The organism is Actinoplanes sp. G11-F43, from assembly GCF_050589265.1.
GTDB lineage: Bacteria > Actinomycetota > Actinomycetes > Mycobacteriales > Micromonosporaceae > Actinoplanes.
The window spans coordinates 35,760-50,621 of the sequence record NZ_JBNZCE010000032.1; the positions used below are offsets into that span (position 1 = coordinate 35,760).

Below are 14,862 nucleotides of genomic sequence, written 5' to 3' on the forward strand. Positions count from 1 at the left end.
ATTCAGGACGGCGTTCCCTCGACGCGCAGCACGCTGGCGATCGACCTGACGATGTCCAGCTGCGACAACGCCTCAACCGTGGCGGCCAGAGCGGCATCCGGGGCACTGTGGGTGACGATGACCAGTTTTGCGTCATCCGCACGACCGGACTGCCGAACGGTCGCGATGGAGACCTCGTTCTGGGCGAACACCCCGGCCACCGACGCCAGCACACCCGGCTTCTCGGCCACGTCGAGGCTGATGTGATAGCGGGTCATCGACTCGCCGATCGGGCGTACCGTCAATTCGGCGTAGTTGCTCTCGCTCGGCGCCCTGGTGCCGGTCAGCTTGTTGCGGGCGGCCGCCACGATGTCGCCGAGCACCGCGCTGGCGGTCGGACGGCCCCCGGCCCCCCGGCCGTAGAACATCAGCGGCCCGGCCGCCTCGGCCTCGACGAACACCGCGTTGAAGGCATCGCCCACACTGGCCAGCGGGTGGGTCAGCGGGATCATCGCCGGATGCACCCGCACCGACACCGAATCAGCGGTGCGCTGGGCGATGCAGAGCAGCTTGATGGTGCAGCCCATCTCCCGGGCGCTGGCCATGTCACCGGCGGTCACCCCGGTCATGCCCTCCCGGAACACGTCGGCGGCGGTGACCCGGGTGTGGAACGCCAGCGAGGCCAGGATGGCGGCCTTCGCGGCGGCATCGAAGCCCTCCACGTCGGCGGTCGGGTCGGCCTCCGCGTATCCCAGCTCGGTCGCCTCCTCCAGCGCCTCGTTGAAGCCGGCGCCGGTGGACGCCATCGAGGAGAGGATGAAGTTGGTGGTGCCGTTCACGATGCCGGTGACCGCGGTCACCCTGTCCCCGTGCAGCGACTCACGCAGCGGGCGCAGCAGCGGGATGGCCCCGGCCACCGAGGCCTCGTAGTAGAGGTCCGCGCCACCCTCGGCGGCGGCGTCGTGCAGCGCGCCACCGTCCTCGGCCAGCAGCGCCTTGTTCGCGGTGATCACGCTCTTGCCGGCGCGCAGCGCCTCGACCAGCCAGGTGCGAGCCGGCTCGATCCCGCCGACCACCTCGATCACCACGTCCACGTCGTCCCGCTTGACCAGGCCGAGCGCGTCGGTGGTGAACAGCGACGGGTCGACCGGCAGGTCACCGCGCTCCCGGCCGAGCCGCCGCACCGCGATGCCGACCAGCTCCAGCGGGGCGCCGATCCGGGCGGTCAGGTCCTCGGCCTGTTCGTGGAGCAGCCGGACCACTTCGGTACCGACGACTCCGCAGCCGAGCAGGGCCAGGCGGATCGACTTGACGGAGCTCATCCCACATCCAATGCAAGCAGGTCGTCCTCGGTCTCCCGCCGCACGATGACGCGGGCGGCGCCGTCGCGGACCGCCACCACGGGCGGCCGAGGAACGTGGTTGTAGTTGCTGGCCATGCTCCGGCAATAGGCGCCGGTCCCCGGAACGGCGAGAAGATCTCCGGGCTGCACGTCGGCGGGCAGGAATTCATCCTTCACGACGATGTCCCCGGACTCACAATGTTTTCCCACCACTCGGGCGAGCATCGGCTCCGCCGTGCTGCTCCGGTTGGCGATCGTGGCCGAGTAGGAGGCGTCGTACAACGCGGTCCGGATGTTGTCGCTCATCCCGCCGTCCACACTCACGTAGGTGCGGATGCCGTCGACGTCCTTGACCGTGCCCACCTCGTACAGCGTGAAGACGGCGGGGCCGACGATGGCCCGGCCCGGCTCGATGGAGAGCTTCGGCTTGCGCAGCGACGCCAGCTCGCACTCCGACTCGACGATCTTGTTGATCCGCTTGGCCAGATCGCCGGGCGTCGACGGGTCGTCCTGCGTGGTGTACGCGATCCCGAAGCCACCGCCCAGGTCGAGCTCGGGCAGCTCCACCCCGCGCGCGTCCCGGATCTGCGCCTGCAACTCCAGGATCCGCCGGGCGGCCACCTCGAACCCGCTGGTGTCGAAGATCTGCGAGCCGATGTGCGAGTGCAGGCCGCGCAGGTCGAGCACACCCTCGTCGAGGATCCGCGCGGCCGCGGTGAACGCCGCGCCACCGGCCAGCGAGAACCCGAACTTCTGGTCCTCGTGGGCGGTCGCGATGAACTCGTGAGTGTGAGCTTCGACACCCACAGTGACCCGGAGCAGCACCCCGGGACGCTTGTTCAGCTCGGTGGCCAGCGCGCTCAGCCGGGCGATCTCGTGGAACGAGTCCACGATGATCCGGCCCACCCCGGCGTCCAGCGCCCGGCGCAGCTCCGACTCCGACTTGTTGTTGCCGTGGAAGCCGATCCGCTCCGGCGGGAACCCGGCGGCCAGCGCCACCGCCAGCTCGCCACCGGAGCAGACGTCGAGGAAGAGCCCCTCCTCGTCGACGATCCGGACCACCGCCTTGCAGAGGAACGACTTGCCGGCGTAGTAGACGTCCGCGTCGGCGAAGGCGGCCCCGAAGTCCCGGCAGCGGGCCCGCAGATCGTCCTCGTCCAGCAGGTAGGCCGGAGTGCCGTAGTCGGCGGCCAGCTCGGCGACACCCACGCCACCGATCTCCAGAGACCCGGCGCCGGTACGGGTGACGGTCCGCGGCCACAGCTGCGGCACCAGGGCGTTCACGTCCTCCGGGTTCCGCAGCCAGGCCGGCCCGCGGCTGCCGAGGTCACCGTGCAGGGCCCCGGCCTCGTGTGCGCGCATGACTACATCCTCTCCGGAGCGGAGACCCCGAGGAGGTCCAAACCGTTGGCGAGCACCGTACGGGTGGCCTCCATCAGCCACAGGCGGGGTGCGGCGTACTCGGAAACCGGCTCGTCGCCCTTCGGCAGGACCTGGCAGGCGTCGTAGAACCGGTGGTAGTCGGTGGCCACCCGCTCCTCCAGGTAGACCGCGATCCGGTGCGGCTCACGCAGCTCGGCCGCGGTGGCCACCACCGCCGGGAAGTCGCCGAGGGTCTTCAGCAGGTTGCGCTCGCGCTCGTGGGAGAGCAGCGCCGGGTCGTACTCCCCACCGCGCGCGACCTTCTTCTCCTCGGCGTTGCGCAGCAGCGAGCAGATCCGGGCGTGCGCGTACTGCACGTAGAAGACCGGGTTGTCGCTGGAGTTCTTGGTGATCTCCTCGATGTCCAGCGTCAGCATCGAGTCGGTGGAGGAACGGGCCAGCGAGTAACGCGCGGCGTCCACGCCGACCGCCTCGACCAGCTCGTCCAGCGTGATGATGTTGCCGGCCCGCTTGGACAGCCGCACCGGCTGCCCGGCCCGCACCAGGTTGACCAGCTGGCCGATCAGGATCTCGATGTTCTTCTTCGGGTCGTCGCCGGCACACGCCGCGATCGCCTTCAGCCGGCCGATGTAGCCGTGGTGATCGGCGCCGAGCAGGTAGATGCAGCGGTCGAAGCCGCGCTCCCGCTTGTTGATGTAATACGCCGCGTCGGCCGCGAAGTAGGTCTTCTCACCGTTCGACCGGATCAGCACCCGGTCCTTGTCGTCGGTGAAGTCGGTGGTGCGCAGCCAGACCGCGCCGCCGTCCTCGAAGATGTGGCCCTGCTTGCGCAGCTCCTCGATGGCGTGCTCGACCGCGCCGCCGCCGTGCAGCGTCTGCTCGGAGAACCAGACGTCGAAGTGCACCCCGAACCGGTTCAGGCTCTCCCGGATCTCGGCGAGCATCAGCTCGTAGCCGCGGGCCAGGAAGATCGGCAGGGCGGTCTCGGCCGGCTGACCCGCCAAGCCTGGATCCACGCTGAGAATCCGCTGTGCGATCTCGGCGATGTAGTCGCCGCCGTACCCGTCCTCGGGGGCCGGCTCACCGTTCGCCGCCGCGAACAGCGACCGGGCGAACTTGTCCATCTGGACGCCCGCGTCGTTCACGTAGTACTCGCTGGTCACCTCGGCCCCGGCGGCGCTCAGCACCCGGCGCAGCGAGTCACCCACCGCCGCCCACCGGGTGTGCCCCAGGTGGATCGGGCCGGTCGGATTCGCCGAGACGAACTCCAGGTTCACCTTCTCCCCGGCAAGAGCGTCATTTCGCCCGTACGCCGCACCGGCCCCCAGCACCAGCCCGGCGATCGCACCGAGCGCGGCGTTGTCCAGCCGGATGTTCAGAAAACCCGGACCGGCGATCTCCACCGCCGCGATCTCCGCCCGGCGGCCCAGCTCCTCGGCCAGCGCCGCGGCGAGCTCACGCGGTGCGACACCTGCCTTCTTGCCCACCTGGAGAGCTAGATTGGACGCGTAGTCGCCGTGCTCGGCGTTACGCGGCCGCTCCACCGTCGTGGTGGCGGGCAGCAGCGAGACATCGAGCCCGCGCGTCTCGAAAACGGCACGAGCGGCTGAGAGAACGGTGTCAGCAAGGTTGGCGGGAGTCACTCAGCCATGCTATCGGGGGTAGACTTCGGCGTTCGGCGGCCACCCGAGCCCCGCCCCTTCCCGTTTTGACGAATCGACGAGGCACGATGAGCATGAGCACCCCGGGGCCCGAACGGGTCCCGTCCACCGTCAAGGTCGACAAGACCACCGGCCAGGGTAAGCCGCCCGCGGGCAAGCCCGCCGGAGGACGGCCAGGTGGCGCGAACCGGCCGGCCGGCAAGGGCGGCAAGGGCGGCGGCAAGAAAGGCCGCAAGCCGATCACCCCGGTCAAGGCCGCGGGTGGGACCAACTGGGGCCCGATCGCCGTCGCCGGTGTGGTGGTCCTCGTCGCCGTCGGCATCATCGGCTGGGGCGTCTTCGCCTCCGTCAAGTCCGACAAGGAGACCGGCACCCCCTGGGAGGACCGGGCCGCCGCCATCCAGGGCATCGTCAACTACCGCGACAACGAGGACAAGTCCCTCACCGCGCGGGACCACAAGACCGGCCCCATCACCTACAAGCTGAACCCCCCGGTCGGCGGCGAGCACAACGCCCGCTGGCAGAACTGCATGGGTGACGTCTACGACGCCCAGGTGCCCAACGAGCACGCGGTGCACAGCCTGGAGCACGGCGCGGTCTGGATCACCTACAAGCCCGGTCTGGCCGCCGACCAGGTGGAGAGCCTGGCCACCAAGGTGAAGGCCAAGGGCTTCACCATGCTCAGCCCGTTCCCGGCCCAGACCAGCAACATCTCGCTGCAGGCGTGGGGCTACCAGCTCACCGTCGACTCCGCCGCGGACCCGCGCATCGACGAGTTCATCCGGGTGCTGAGCCAGAACGCGTCGATGGAGCCCGGCATCCCGTGCTCCGGCGGCGTGACCCAGACGGGGACCGCTCCGGTCGCCTGACAGTAGGAATCGACATGCCCACGACTCAGTCGGACGCCGTCGTCACCGATGGCCCCGCCCCGGCGGCCGCAGCACCGAAGCGGCGCGTCCCCAGCCTGGTGTCCCACGTCCTGGTGGCCGCAGTCACCCTCCTCGTGGGCTTCGGGATCGGGCTGCTGTTCCCGCAGCAGCCCGGCCACCCCGGCGACACCTCGCCGGAGGCCGGCTTCATCCGAGACATGTCCCTGCACCACGCGCAGGCCGTGGACATGGGCATGGTGGCGTACGCCAAGGCCACCAACGGTGACGTGCGCACCATCGGCATGGACATCGCCCTCACCCAGCACGGCCAGGTCAACATCATGCAGACCTGGCTGAAAGGGTGGGGCCTCGACCCGAACGGGAGCCAGCCGCTGATGGCCTGGATGCCCGGCGGCACCGAGTCGCTGCAGGACGGCCTGATGCCCGGGATGGCCACCCCGCAGCAGATGGAAGAGCTGCGGCAGGCCGAGGGCAAACAGGTCGACATCCTGTTCCTGACCATGATGCGCCAGCACCACCTGGGCGGCATCCACATGGCGCAGGAGATCCTGAAACTGTCGAAGGATCCGGACGTCACCGAGATCGCCGAGACCATGGTGTCGACGCAGCAATACGAGATCACCGCGATGACGCAGCTTCTGGAGCAGATTCAGGCTTCCTGAACGATTCTGGAACATGTCTCGGGCCCGGTAGCCGATCGGCTACCGGGCCCGATTCATGCGGCGGCGCGGAATCAGTTCCGGACCGAGATCGCCGGGCTGTCCAGCCACATGTGCAGCGCCCCGGAGGACGTGTAGATGTAGACCCGGTTCTTCACCGTCTTGGTGGAGACCGGCAGCGTCTGCAGGTTGACGTAGGTGCAGCACTTACGGCCGCTGCTGGTGATCCGGGTGGACGGCCCGAGCGGCCGCTGGACGTCGTTCACCACGAAGGCGGTCCGGTAGGTGTAGACGCTGGAGTCCGGCGCACGGTTGATATAGAAATCGCCCCGGGTCGAATTGCCGTCGTCGCCGTGATTGACGCAGACCTGGAGGGTCGGATTCGACGCCGAGCTGCAACCGCCGGCCGCGAGAGCCGGCGAAACGGTCGCCCCGACCAGCCCGGTGGAAGCGATCGCCCGCCGCACCCAGGTAGCTCAGAATCCTCTTCTTCATGGTGTTTCCTCCCCGTTGAAAGATGACGGAAAGGATGTTGGCAGGAACACCCGCACCGAAAGCGCGGATCCCGGCACGGACATTGACCGTCAGCGCACACGTCGGCGATAGGCGGCCGGAGTGATGCCGTACGCCTCCCGGAACAGCCGGCTCGCATGCGCGGAACTGTGCAGACCCCAATCCCGGGCCAGCCCCTGCACCGACCGGCCCCGATTCGACGGGTCGGCCAGAGCCCGCCGCCAGCCCGCCAGCCGGCGCTCCCGGATCCAGCTCGACACCGTCAGCCCACGCCGGTGGAACAGCTTGTGCAACTGCCGCACCGAGATGTGATGGGCCTCCGCCACCGGCCGGCCACCCGCCAGCAGACCTTGCGGAATCCGCACACTCAGCCAGTCCGCGTTCGCCTCCCCCGGGCGGATGTCACAGGCCAGCGGCACCGACGCGTCCGAGAACACCACATCCGCCGACCGCAGCGACCGGGACGCCAATCCCCGCATCAGATCCACCCGCCCCTCGATCAGCCAGAGCAGGCGGTAGGCGGACTCACCCGGCAACTCGTTGATCACCCCGCTGGAATAGCAGCGGGTCCGGGACAGCCGCAGAGCCCCACAGTCCAGGACATTCACCCGGGCCACCGGAAAACCCGCGACCCGGAACCCGTCAGGAAACATCACGGCCATGAATCGCCCCCCGGCGCAAAACAGGACTCGTCGGACGCGGCGGTGACCCGCGCCGACAAAGGGCACATCGATGCACGTAGTTGTCGTTATCCCCGGACAGCCACCCCCGCGACACCGGCACCGAACCCGTTCGCGGAGCCGCAGATCGACCTGCTAGGGTTCTAACCACTGAGCCCCCGTAGCTCAGGGGATAGAGCGTCGCCCTCCGGAGGCGAAAGCGCAGGTTCGAATCCTGCCGGGGGCACGATGTGATTGGGCACCTACGTCAGCGGAAAGCGCTGACCGGTGCCCATCGTGCTTTTCTGGCCCTGAGGCCCGAGCCTCAGACTCCGCGCTGTGGGGCTCCGCCCCCGGACCCCCGCACCATCCCGGTGGTTGCGGTCGGCGGGTTGGTCCGGCCCAATTTCTCTTCGGCAGCATCACCTTCCCGTCGGCCCGTGAACCGTCGGCTTACCTCTGGCCAGGTTCATCCATCCGGAGGAATATCTCTACAGACATGGTCTAGGTGTGTAGGATTTCCTCCGTGGCAGTCAGCCGGGACGACGCTCTTCGCGGGCTTCCCGTCACGTTCACCTATTCCGAAGCGCGCCGAGGTGGGCTGTCCGATCGTCAGCTGTATCGGCTCCGGGATGACGAGGTCATCGAGGTCATCGATCGTGGGCTGTTTCGCCGTACCGATACGGATAGCCTCGTCGATGTCGATCTTCTGACTGTTGGCCGGCGAGCGCCGCGGGCAACACTGTGCCTGACCACCGCGCTGGCCCGGCACGGGTTGACTGACGAGATTCCGTCGACGATCGACGTGGCGCTCCCACGAGGCGCCCACCGTCCGGTGGTTGAGGCACCTGTGACCTGGCACCACTTCCAGCTCACGACCTTCGAGATCGGGCGGAGCACGATCTCATTGGACGAGCAGACCTCCATCGGCCTGTACGACGCACCACGGAGCATCATCGATGTTGCCCGGCTGCGTCACCGGGAAGGCACCGAACTCGTCTATGGGGCGTTGAGACGCTGGCTCAGCCGGCACGGATCCTCACCATCAGAGCTGCTAGCAATGGCCCGACACTTCCCGCGCGCTGAACGGACACTTCGAGAAGCCATGGAGATCCTGCTGTGAACGACCGGCCGACCCGCGCTACCGCCGCTGGCCGGGCATATCTGGATCTTCAGAATCTGGCACGCAGAAACAGACGTCCGACCGACGAGCTGCATCAGCTCTACGCCCTGGAAGGCTTCCTCGCACGCTTGGCCGAGTCCGAACATGCCGATCGGCTCGTACTCAAAGGCGGGGTTCTGCTTGCGGCTCTTGATGTGCGACGTCCGACCCGCGACGTTGACTTCCAGGGGCTGCACCTCTCCAACGAGGTCGAACACGTGCTTGCTCTGGTACGAAGCATCGCAAGCACGACGATCGACGACGGCCTCGTCATAGACGCCGATGCGGCCACTGCGGAGATCATCCGCGACCAGGACGAGTACAGCGGTGTCCGGGTCACACTCACGGCTCAGCTTGCGGCGGCGCGCCTGACCTTTCACGTAGACATCAACGTCGGCGACCCGATCTGGCCGGAACCCCAGTTGGTAACGCTTCCCCGGCTGCTCGACGGCACCATCCGGATCACCGGCTACCCGCTCGCCATGGTGCACGCCGAGAAGCTGGTCACAGCTCTCCAACGTGGGGCCGCGAACACCCGTTGGCGTGACTTCGTCGATGTCCACTCCCTCTCCCGGCGCCACGACATCGACGGCGACGAACTGACAACGGCGATCAGGACGGTCGCCGGACATCGCGACGCACGGCTCACCTCACTGGCCGAGGTGCTGGGCGACTACGCGCCTCTCGCTCAGTCCCGCTGGTCGGCCTGGCTCCGCAAACAACGCCTGACCGACGGAGTCCCCAACGATTTCGGTCTGCTCCTCCACACGATCGGTGAATTCGCTGACCCGGCCCTGTCGGGTCGAGCGACAGGCAAGACCTGGAACGCGGCAAGCCACACCTGGGCCCGCCCGAACAGCTGACAGAACCGACGGATGAGCGTCGCCCTCCGGAGGCGAAAGCGCAGGTTCGAATCCGGCCCGGGAGCGTAGGGGCGTCGTTTGTGCCGTTCTGCCTTTTCCGCCGTGTCAGGGGGCCGGTCTACGCTCGAAACCATGCCCAGATCCACCGACCTGGACGCCGCGATCGAGATCATCGTCGTGGACGCGTATGGCGACGACGAGTAGTACACGGCCTTTCTCACCGTGATCAGTGAGCAGACCACGCTGCCCACGACGGCCACTCTGCTCGGTGTTCCGGTGACCGTCACCGGCATCGACTATGACAACGAGAATCGTGGTCTGACCGCTACCTGCCGGTCGCCGAAGGAGAGCGGTGAGGTCGCCCTTGCCGATCTCGTCTTCCCGCCGGAGACCGAAACCGCGTGGATCCACGCGGCCTACCGGCGCTATCTGGGGCCTCAGCCGTTTCCGGCCGACCCGCGCCCGGGCTGGACCTGGCCGGACTGACCCGGCTTACGGGTCGTGATCTGGGCCGTTAAGCCGGTTAATGGTCAGCATCGTGACCGTTAGGGCCGTGCCGCGACACCGACTTGGTGGTACGGGGTGAAGGCTGAACGGGGCCGGGATGGTGGGGTGGTCGCTATTGTCGCCAGGCATGGAGGCTGGTCGGCGGTGGGGTTGGGCGCCTGTTGTCGTTGATGTCGGGGTGGCTGTCGGGGTTGCCGGGCTGTCCACCTGGTGGTGGCATCAGTTCCGGGTGGGTGGGCTGGTCTTCGGGGTTCTTGTCGGGGTCGCGCTGTTGGGGCGGCGGCGGCATCCGCTGGTGGTGCTCGGGGCCGTCATGGTGCTCACCGGGCTCGTCATGCCGGTTGTCGTCGAGGACAGTTATCTGCACGAGGGCATGCTGTTGTGGGCGCTCGCGGTGGCCTCGTACGCCGTGGTCGCGCATGCCGCCACGGTCCGGGCCATGGTGGGTGGCGGGGTTGCCGCGCTGCTGTGGGCGGGGGTTCTGCTCAGTGGGCGGTCGGCGTGGCCGCCGGGCTGGGCACACCTCAGTTTCGGGGAGACCTTTGACACCACCTGGCGGCTGATTCCGCTCGCGGCGATGGTGTGGGCGGCCGGGTTGAGCACCCGGTTTCTGCGGCTGCGGCGGGCCACGGCCGAGGACCGGCGGCTGACTGTGGAGCGGGAGCGGGCGCAGTCGGCGCGGCTGGCGGTGGCTGAGGAGCGGGCCGCGATCGCCCGGGAGTTGCATGACATCGTGGCGCATTCGCTGTCGGTGATGGTTCTTCAGGCGAACGGTGGGGAGTACGCCCTGGATCGTGATCCGGAGCGGACCCGGCAGGCGTTGCGGATCATCAGTGCCACCGGTGGGGACGCGCTGGAGGAGATCCGGCAGCTGGTGCGGATGCTGCGTGGGGCCACCGACGACGGGCTGGAGACCGGGTCGTCGACGCCGGGTGGGGTGGCCGCGGCGGTGGAGCGGGCCCGGGCGTCGGGGCTGGCCGTGGATCTGCGGCAGGAGGGGACGGCGCCGCGGATGCCGGACGGGGTGGCGCTGGCGTTGTTCCGGATCGTGCAGGAGTCGCTGACGAACACGCTGAAACACGGTGGGCCGGGGTCCACGGCGATCGTGCGGGTGCGGTATTCGGCGGGGGCGGTGGATGTGGAGGTGTCCGACGACGGGGCCGGTCGCGCGCCGGTCTCCGGTGGGCACGGGCTGGTCGGCATGCGGGAGCGGGCGCTGCTCTACGGTGGGACGTTCGACGCCGGGCCGCTGCTGGGTGGTGGCTGGCGGGTGCGTGCCCGTATCCCGCTGTCCGGTGAGACGGAACGGGTGGTTCGGGCGGTGACGGTGTGATCCGGGTGGTGCTGGTGGACGACCAGCAGTTGGTGCGGGCCGGGTTCCGGCTGGTGCTGGACTACCAGCCGGACATCACGGTGGTCGGTGAGGCCGGGGACGGGGCGGAGGCGTTGCGGCTGCTGCAGACCACCGAAGCGGATGTGGTGGTGATGGATCTGCGGATGCCGGTGCTGGACGGGGTGGCGGCGACCCGGCGGATCTGTGCGGCCGGCCCGGGGCCGCGGGTGCTGGTGCTGACCACGTTCGACACCGACGAGGAGGCGTTCGCCGCGTTGCGGGCGGGGGCGAGCGGGTTCCTGTTGAAGAGTGTGCCGCCGGACGAGCTGCTGTCCGCGATCCGGGTGGTGGCCGGTGGTGAGGCGGTGGTGGCGCCGCGGGTGACCCGGAGTCTGCTGGACCGGTTCGCCGGGCAGCTGGGCCCGGAGTCGCTGGCCCGGACCGCGCCGGAGGATCTGACCGAGCGGGAGACCGAGGTGCTGCTGCTGGTGGCGCAGGGCCTGTCGAACGTCGAGATCGGCGCCCGGCTGCAGGTGGCCGAGGCGACGGTGAAGACGCACATGGGCCGGATCCTGGCGAAGCTCCAGCTGCGGGACCGGGTTCAGGCGGTGGTCTGGGCGTACGAGTCGGGCCTGGTCATCCCCAAGTCGTAGAAGTACGACCTGAGTCGTACGCCGGAGACCATCACCAGGTCGGATCCGGTGCCCCCGAATGATCCATAGCGTCGACGACGTCACTGATCATCGACGTACGGGAGCACCTGATGCCCGCTCTGCAAGCCACCGGCCTGTCCAAGGTGTACGGCACCGGGGAGACCGCGGTCAGCGCCCTGGACCGGGTGGACGTCTCGTTCCAGGCCGGCCGCTTCCACGCCATCATGGGCGCCTCCGGTTCCGGCAAGTCCACCCTGCTGCACTGCCTGGCCGGGCTGGACCAGCCGACCAGCGGCTCGGTCCGGATCGGTGACACCGAGCTGGGTTCGCTGAACGACGAGAAGCTGACCCTGCTGCGCCGGGACCATGTCGGGTTCGTGTTCCAGCGGTTCAACCTGCTGCCGGTGCTGACCGCGCAGGAGAACATCCTGCTGCCGCTGGCGATCGCCGGCCGGAGACCGGACCGGCGGTGGTTCGACCAGGTGGTCGCGGCGGTGGGCCTGACCGACCGGCTGAGCCACCGGCCGTCGGAGATGTCCGGTGGCCAGCAGCAGCGGGTCGCCGTGGCGCGGGCCCTGATCACCCGGCCGTGGGTGGTGTTCGCCGACGAGCCGACCGGCAACCTGGACTCCCGGTCCGGGCACGAGGTACTGGGGCTGCTGCGGGACGCGGTCTCCCAGCTGGGCCAGACCGTGGTGATGGTGACCCACGACATGCACGCGGCGGCGCGCTGTGACCGGGTGGTGTTCCTGCGGGACGGCCGGTACGCCGCCGCCCTGGACAGCCCGTCCCCGGACGAGATCATGGCCATGCTGGAGTCCGCCGAGCGGTCGGGGCGGTGACGTCGATGCTGACGCTGGTGCTGCGTACCGCCCGGGCCAATCTCACCCGCGCGCTGCTCTCGTCCCTGTCCGTGGTGCTCGGGGTGGCCTTCGTGTCGGGCAGTCTGATGTTCACCGACGGGCTGGCCGCCTCGCTGACCGGGCAGGCGGCCGTCCAGTACCGCAACGTCGACGTCGGGGTGTCGGTCGAGTCGATCTCCTCCGATCAGGATCCGGACGCGCTGGTCCGGCGGGTGCGCGCGATCGACGGGGTGCGGGCGGCCGAGCCGGTGTGGTCGATCTACAACATCGGGCTGTCGTCCGGCGACGGCTCCCGGAAGGTGCGCGGCGATCATCGGGCGGTCAACACCTCGTTCGACCCCGGTCTGCAGTCGATCGAGGCGGTCGAGGGCCGGATGCCGGCCGCCGCCGGTGAGGTGGTGCTGGACCGGCGTACCGCGGACCGGGAGGGTTTCCGGGTCGGCGCGGAGATCCGGGTCAGCGACTTCGGCAGCGAGGCCCGCTCGTACCGGCTGGTCGGGCTCACCGCCAGCACCAAGGGCGGGTTCGACACCCAGGGCGCGCTGATCGTGATGGCTACGCCGGACATGGCGGCGATGACCGGCTATCCGGCGCCCTCGATCGTGGTCTCGGCCGACGCCGGGGTCTCCCCCGAGGAGCTGGCGTCCCGGATCACCGCCGCCGTCGGCGCCGAGGCCCGGACCCACGACCAGCTCGTACGGTCGGCGATGAACGCGGCTGTCGGTAACGCCGACGAGTTCCGCAACGCCCTGCTCGGGTTCGGTCTGATCGCGGTGTGCATGGCGGCGTTCGTGATCGCCAACACGTTCACCATCGTGCTGGCCCAGCGCACCCGGGAGACGGCGCTGCTGCGGCTGGTCGGGTCGACCCGTCGCCAGGTGTTCCGGTCGGTGGTGCTGGAGGCGGCGGTGGTCGGTCTCGGCGGTTCGGTGCTGGGTCTGGCGGCCGGTGTGCTGCTGGCGTCCGGGCTGCCGTCGATGCTGGCCTCGGTCGGCGCGCCCACCGGGATCACCCCGGTGATCTCCGGCTGGACGGTGCTGATCGCGCTGGCCGTCGGGGTCGGTGTGACGGTGGTGTCGGCGATGCTGCCGGCCTGGCGCGGGACCGCGGTGCCGCCGGTGGCCGCGCTCGGTGACGCGGCGGTGCAGGTGGCCCGCCCGGTCGGCCGGGTCCGGACGGTCTTCGGGGTGCTCACCGGCGTCGCCGGCGCGGGGCTGCTGTCGGTGGCGAACCAGGTGGCGCTGGTGGTCGCCGGCGCGCTGGCCGCGGTGATCGGGTTCCTGCTGCTGAGCCCGATCCTGGTGCCGGCGGTGATCCGGCTGCTGAGCCGGCCGCTGGGCCTGCTGGGCGGGGCGACCGTGTCGCTGGCGCTGGCCAACGCGGTGCGCAACCCGCGCCGGATCGCCACCACCACCAACGCGCTGGTCGTCGGGGTCACCCTGATCGCCACGTTCACCCTGATCGCGAAGAGCACCGAGGCCCCGAACCAGCGGCAGGCCGACGCGAAGATGTTCGCGAAGTTCCTGGTGGCCGCTTCCACCGACACCACCCTGCTGCCCGATGAGCTGGTCGGCGCGCTGCGGGAGAGCCCGGCGGCCGGGGCGGTCCACCCGGCGTACCAGGCTTCCGACTTCGACAACGGCCGCGAGATCCTGACCGCCGGCCGGGACGCGCCGCCACCGGGTTCGGCGCTGGTCACCGCGGATCTGGGGCTCGCCGTGGGCGGTTCGGTCACGGTCGAGGGCCGGACGTTCGCGGTGGCCGGGGTACGCGCCGGGACCGGGACGGTCTGGCTCACCGCCGAGGACTTCACCACTGTGTACGAGCAACCGTTCCTGATCGACGTACAGGTGGATCCGGCTCCGGGGTTGCCGGACGGTGTGGCCAAGGCCGCTCTGGAACAGGCCGTCAGCAGTTTCCCGTCGGCGACCGTCTACGACAAGGCGGGGTATGTGGACCGGCTGAACGAGCGGCTCGCCCAGGCCCTCGCGGTCGTCACCGCGCTGCTGTCCCTGGCGGTGATCATCGCGCTGGTCGGGGTGGCGAACACGCTGACCCTGTCGGTGGTGGAGCGCACCCGGGAGAACGCCATGCTCCGGGCGATCGGGCTGACCCGGCGGCAGCTGCGGTTGTCGCTGTCGGCGGAGGCGCTGGTGATGGCCTTGACCGGGACGATCATCGGTACGCTCCTCAGCATGGCGATCACCCGGTCCGCCCTGGGCTCGGTGGCCGGCGAGGGCGACGCCATGGAGCTGGTCGTCCCGTGGGACCGGCTGGCCGTGCTGCTCGCCATCGCGACGGTGGCCGCCCTGACCGCGTCGATCATCCCGGCCCGGCGCGCGGTCCGGAACTCGATCACCGGCAACCTCGCCGCCGAGTGACCCGCCGGCGTGTG

At 69.5% G+C, this 14,862-nt stretch carries 14 protein-coding genes and 1 tRNA gene; 10 read left to right on the top strand and 5 right to left on the bottom strand.

Translation table 11 applies throughout. The features are described 5' to 3' along the window. Positions 1-2: 2 nt before the first annotated feature. The 3 genes from ACQ0O7_RS33810 to argS are packed head-to-tail and all read right to left on the bottom strand — an operon-like array spanning position 3 to position 4,347. The gene (locus tag ACQ0O7_RS33810) at positions 3-1,301 is read right to left on the bottom strand and encodes a homoserine dehydrogenase (protein WP_430788295.1); all 1,299 of its coding nucleotides are present in this window, start codon (positions 1,299-1,301) and stop codon (positions 3-5) included. Continuing rightward, entirely contained in the window at positions 1,298-2,683 is a 1,386-nt protein-coding gene (gene lysA, locus ACQ0O7_RS33815; RefSeq protein WP_430788297.1) for a diaminopimelate decarboxylase, read from the bottom strand. Before lysA ends, ACQ0O7_RS33810 begins: the two co-directional genes overlap by 4 nt. Before the next feature lie 2 nt (positions 2,684-2,685). Beyond that, positions 2,686-4,347 carry an arginine--tRNA ligase gene (gene argS, locus ACQ0O7_RS33820; protein ID WP_430788299.1) on the bottom strand — a complete coding sequence of 554 codons (1,662 nt, stop codon included), beginning with the start codon at positions 4,345-4,347 and terminating at the stop codon, positions 2,686-2,688. Positions 4,348-4,433: 86 nt separating this feature from the next. On the opposite strand from argS, the gene ACQ0O7_RS33825 reads away from it, so the two are divergent. Together ACQ0O7_RS33825 and ACQ0O7_RS33830 are read left to right on the top strand one after the other, a co-directional pair. Further along, complete coding sequence (locus tag ACQ0O7_RS33825; RefSeq protein WP_430788301.1) at positions 4,434-5,234, top strand: DUF3105 domain-containing protein; 801 nt, start codon at positions 4,434-4,436, stop codon at positions 5,232-5,234. 14 nt (positions 5,235-5,248) lie between these two features. After that, the gene (locus tag ACQ0O7_RS33830) at positions 5,249-5,917 is read left to right on the top strand and encodes a DUF305 domain-containing protein (protein ID WP_430788303.1); all 669 of its coding nucleotides are present in this window, start codon (positions 5,249-5,251) and stop codon (positions 5,915-5,917) included. A gap of 71 nt (positions 5,918-5,988) precedes the next feature. On the opposite strand, the gene ACQ0O7_RS33835 is transcribed toward ACQ0O7_RS33830, so the two are convergent. Continuing rightward, positions 5,989-6,381, bottom strand: coding sequence for a hypothetical protein (locus tag ACQ0O7_RS33835; protein ID WP_430788305.1), 393 nt, complete (start codon positions 6,379-6,381; stop codon positions 5,989-5,991). A gap of 117 nt (positions 6,382-6,498) precedes the next feature. Further along, positions 6,499-7,089, bottom strand: coding sequence for a helix-turn-helix transcriptional regulator (locus ACQ0O7_RS33840; RefSeq protein ID WP_430788307.1), 591 nt, complete (start codon positions 7,087-7,089; stop codon positions 6,499-6,501). Between the two features lie 172 nt (positions 7,090-7,261). On the opposite strand from ACQ0O7_RS33840, the gene ACQ0O7_RS33845 reads away from it, so the two are divergent. The 8 genes from ACQ0O7_RS33845 (at position 7,262) to ACQ0O7_RS33880 (ending at position 14,848) form a co-directional block, all read left to right on the top strand. Continuing rightward, positions 7,262-7,333 (top strand) — tRNA-Arg (locus ACQ0O7_RS33845). Between the two features lie 279 nt (positions 7,334-7,612). After that, complete coding sequence (locus ACQ0O7_RS33850; protein ID WP_430788309.1) at positions 7,613-8,209, top strand: type IV toxin-antitoxin system AbiEi family antitoxin domain-containing protein; 597 nt, start codon at positions 7,613-7,615, stop codon at positions 8,207-8,209. After that, positions 8,206-9,111, top strand: a complete 906-nt coding sequence (locus ACQ0O7_RS33855) for a nucleotidyl transferase AbiEii/AbiGii toxin family protein (protein ID WP_430788311.1) — start codon at positions 8,206-8,208, stop codon at positions 9,109-9,111. Before ACQ0O7_RS33850 ends, ACQ0O7_RS33855 begins: the two co-directional genes overlap by 4 nt. 222 nt (positions 9,112-9,333) lie before the next feature. Continuing rightward, complete coding sequence (locus ACQ0O7_RS33860) at positions 9,334-9,597, top strand: hypothetical protein (RefSeq protein ID WP_430788313.1); 264 nt, start codon at positions 9,334-9,336, stop codon at positions 9,595-9,597. 199 nt (positions 9,598-9,796) lie between these two features. Further along, positions 9,797-10,951 (top strand): sensor histidine kinase, encoded by a 1,155-nt coding sequence (locus ACQ0O7_RS33865; protein WP_430788315.1) that lies wholly within the window; start codon positions 9,797-9,799, stop codon positions 10,949-10,951. After that, positions 10,948-11,604 (top strand): response regulator, encoded by a 657-nt coding sequence (locus ACQ0O7_RS33870; RefSeq protein ID WP_430788317.1) that lies wholly within the window; start codon positions 10,948-10,950, stop codon positions 11,602-11,604. The genes ACQ0O7_RS33865 and ACQ0O7_RS33870 overlap by 4 nt, the downstream gene beginning before the upstream one ends. A gap of 110 nt (positions 11,605-11,714) precedes the next feature. Then, entirely contained in the window at positions 11,715-12,446 is a 732-nt protein-coding gene (locus tag ACQ0O7_RS33875; protein ID WP_430788319.1) for an ABC transporter ATP-binding protein, read from the top strand. A 5-nt stretch (positions 12,447-12,451) separates the two neighbouring features. Further along, a complete protein-coding gene (locus tag ACQ0O7_RS33880; protein WP_430788321.1) occupies positions 12,452-14,848 on the top strand; it encodes an ABC transporter permease in 2,397 nt (798 codons plus the stop codon). The last annotated feature ends 14 nt before the right edge of the window (positions 14,849-14,862 follow it).

Excerpts from the sequence above, each read along its gene's own strand:
- ACQ0O7_RS33810 (WP_430788295.1), bottom strand. The coding sequence starts at position 1,301 with ATGAGCTCCGTCAAGTCGATCCGCCTGGCCCTGCTCGGCTGCGGAGTC.
- ACQ0O7_RS33825 (WP_430788301.1), top strand. The coding sequence starts at position 4,434 with ATGAGCATGAGCACCCCGGGGCCCGAACGGGTCCCGTCCACCGTCAAG.
- ACQ0O7_RS33875 (WP_430788319.1), top strand. The coding sequence starts at position 11,715 with ATGCCCGCTCTGCAAGCCACCGGCCTGTCCAAGGTGTACGGCACCGGG.
- ACQ0O7_RS33880 (WP_430788321.1), top strand. The coding sequence starts at position 12,452 with ATGCTGACGCTGGTGCTGCGTACCGCCCGGGCCAATCTCACCCGCGCG.
- ACQ0O7_RS33830 (WP_430788303.1), top strand. The coding sequence starts at position 5,249 with ATGCCCACGACTCAGTCGGACGCCGTCGTCACCGATGGCCCCGCCCCG.
- lysA (WP_430788297.1), bottom strand. The coding sequence starts at position 2,683 with ATGCGCGCACACGAGGCCGGGGCCCTGCACGGTGACCTCGGCAGCCGC.
- ACQ0O7_RS33840 (WP_430788307.1), bottom strand. The coding sequence starts at position 7,089 with ATGGCCGTGATGTTTCCTGACGGGTTCCGGGTCGCGGGTTTTCCGGTG.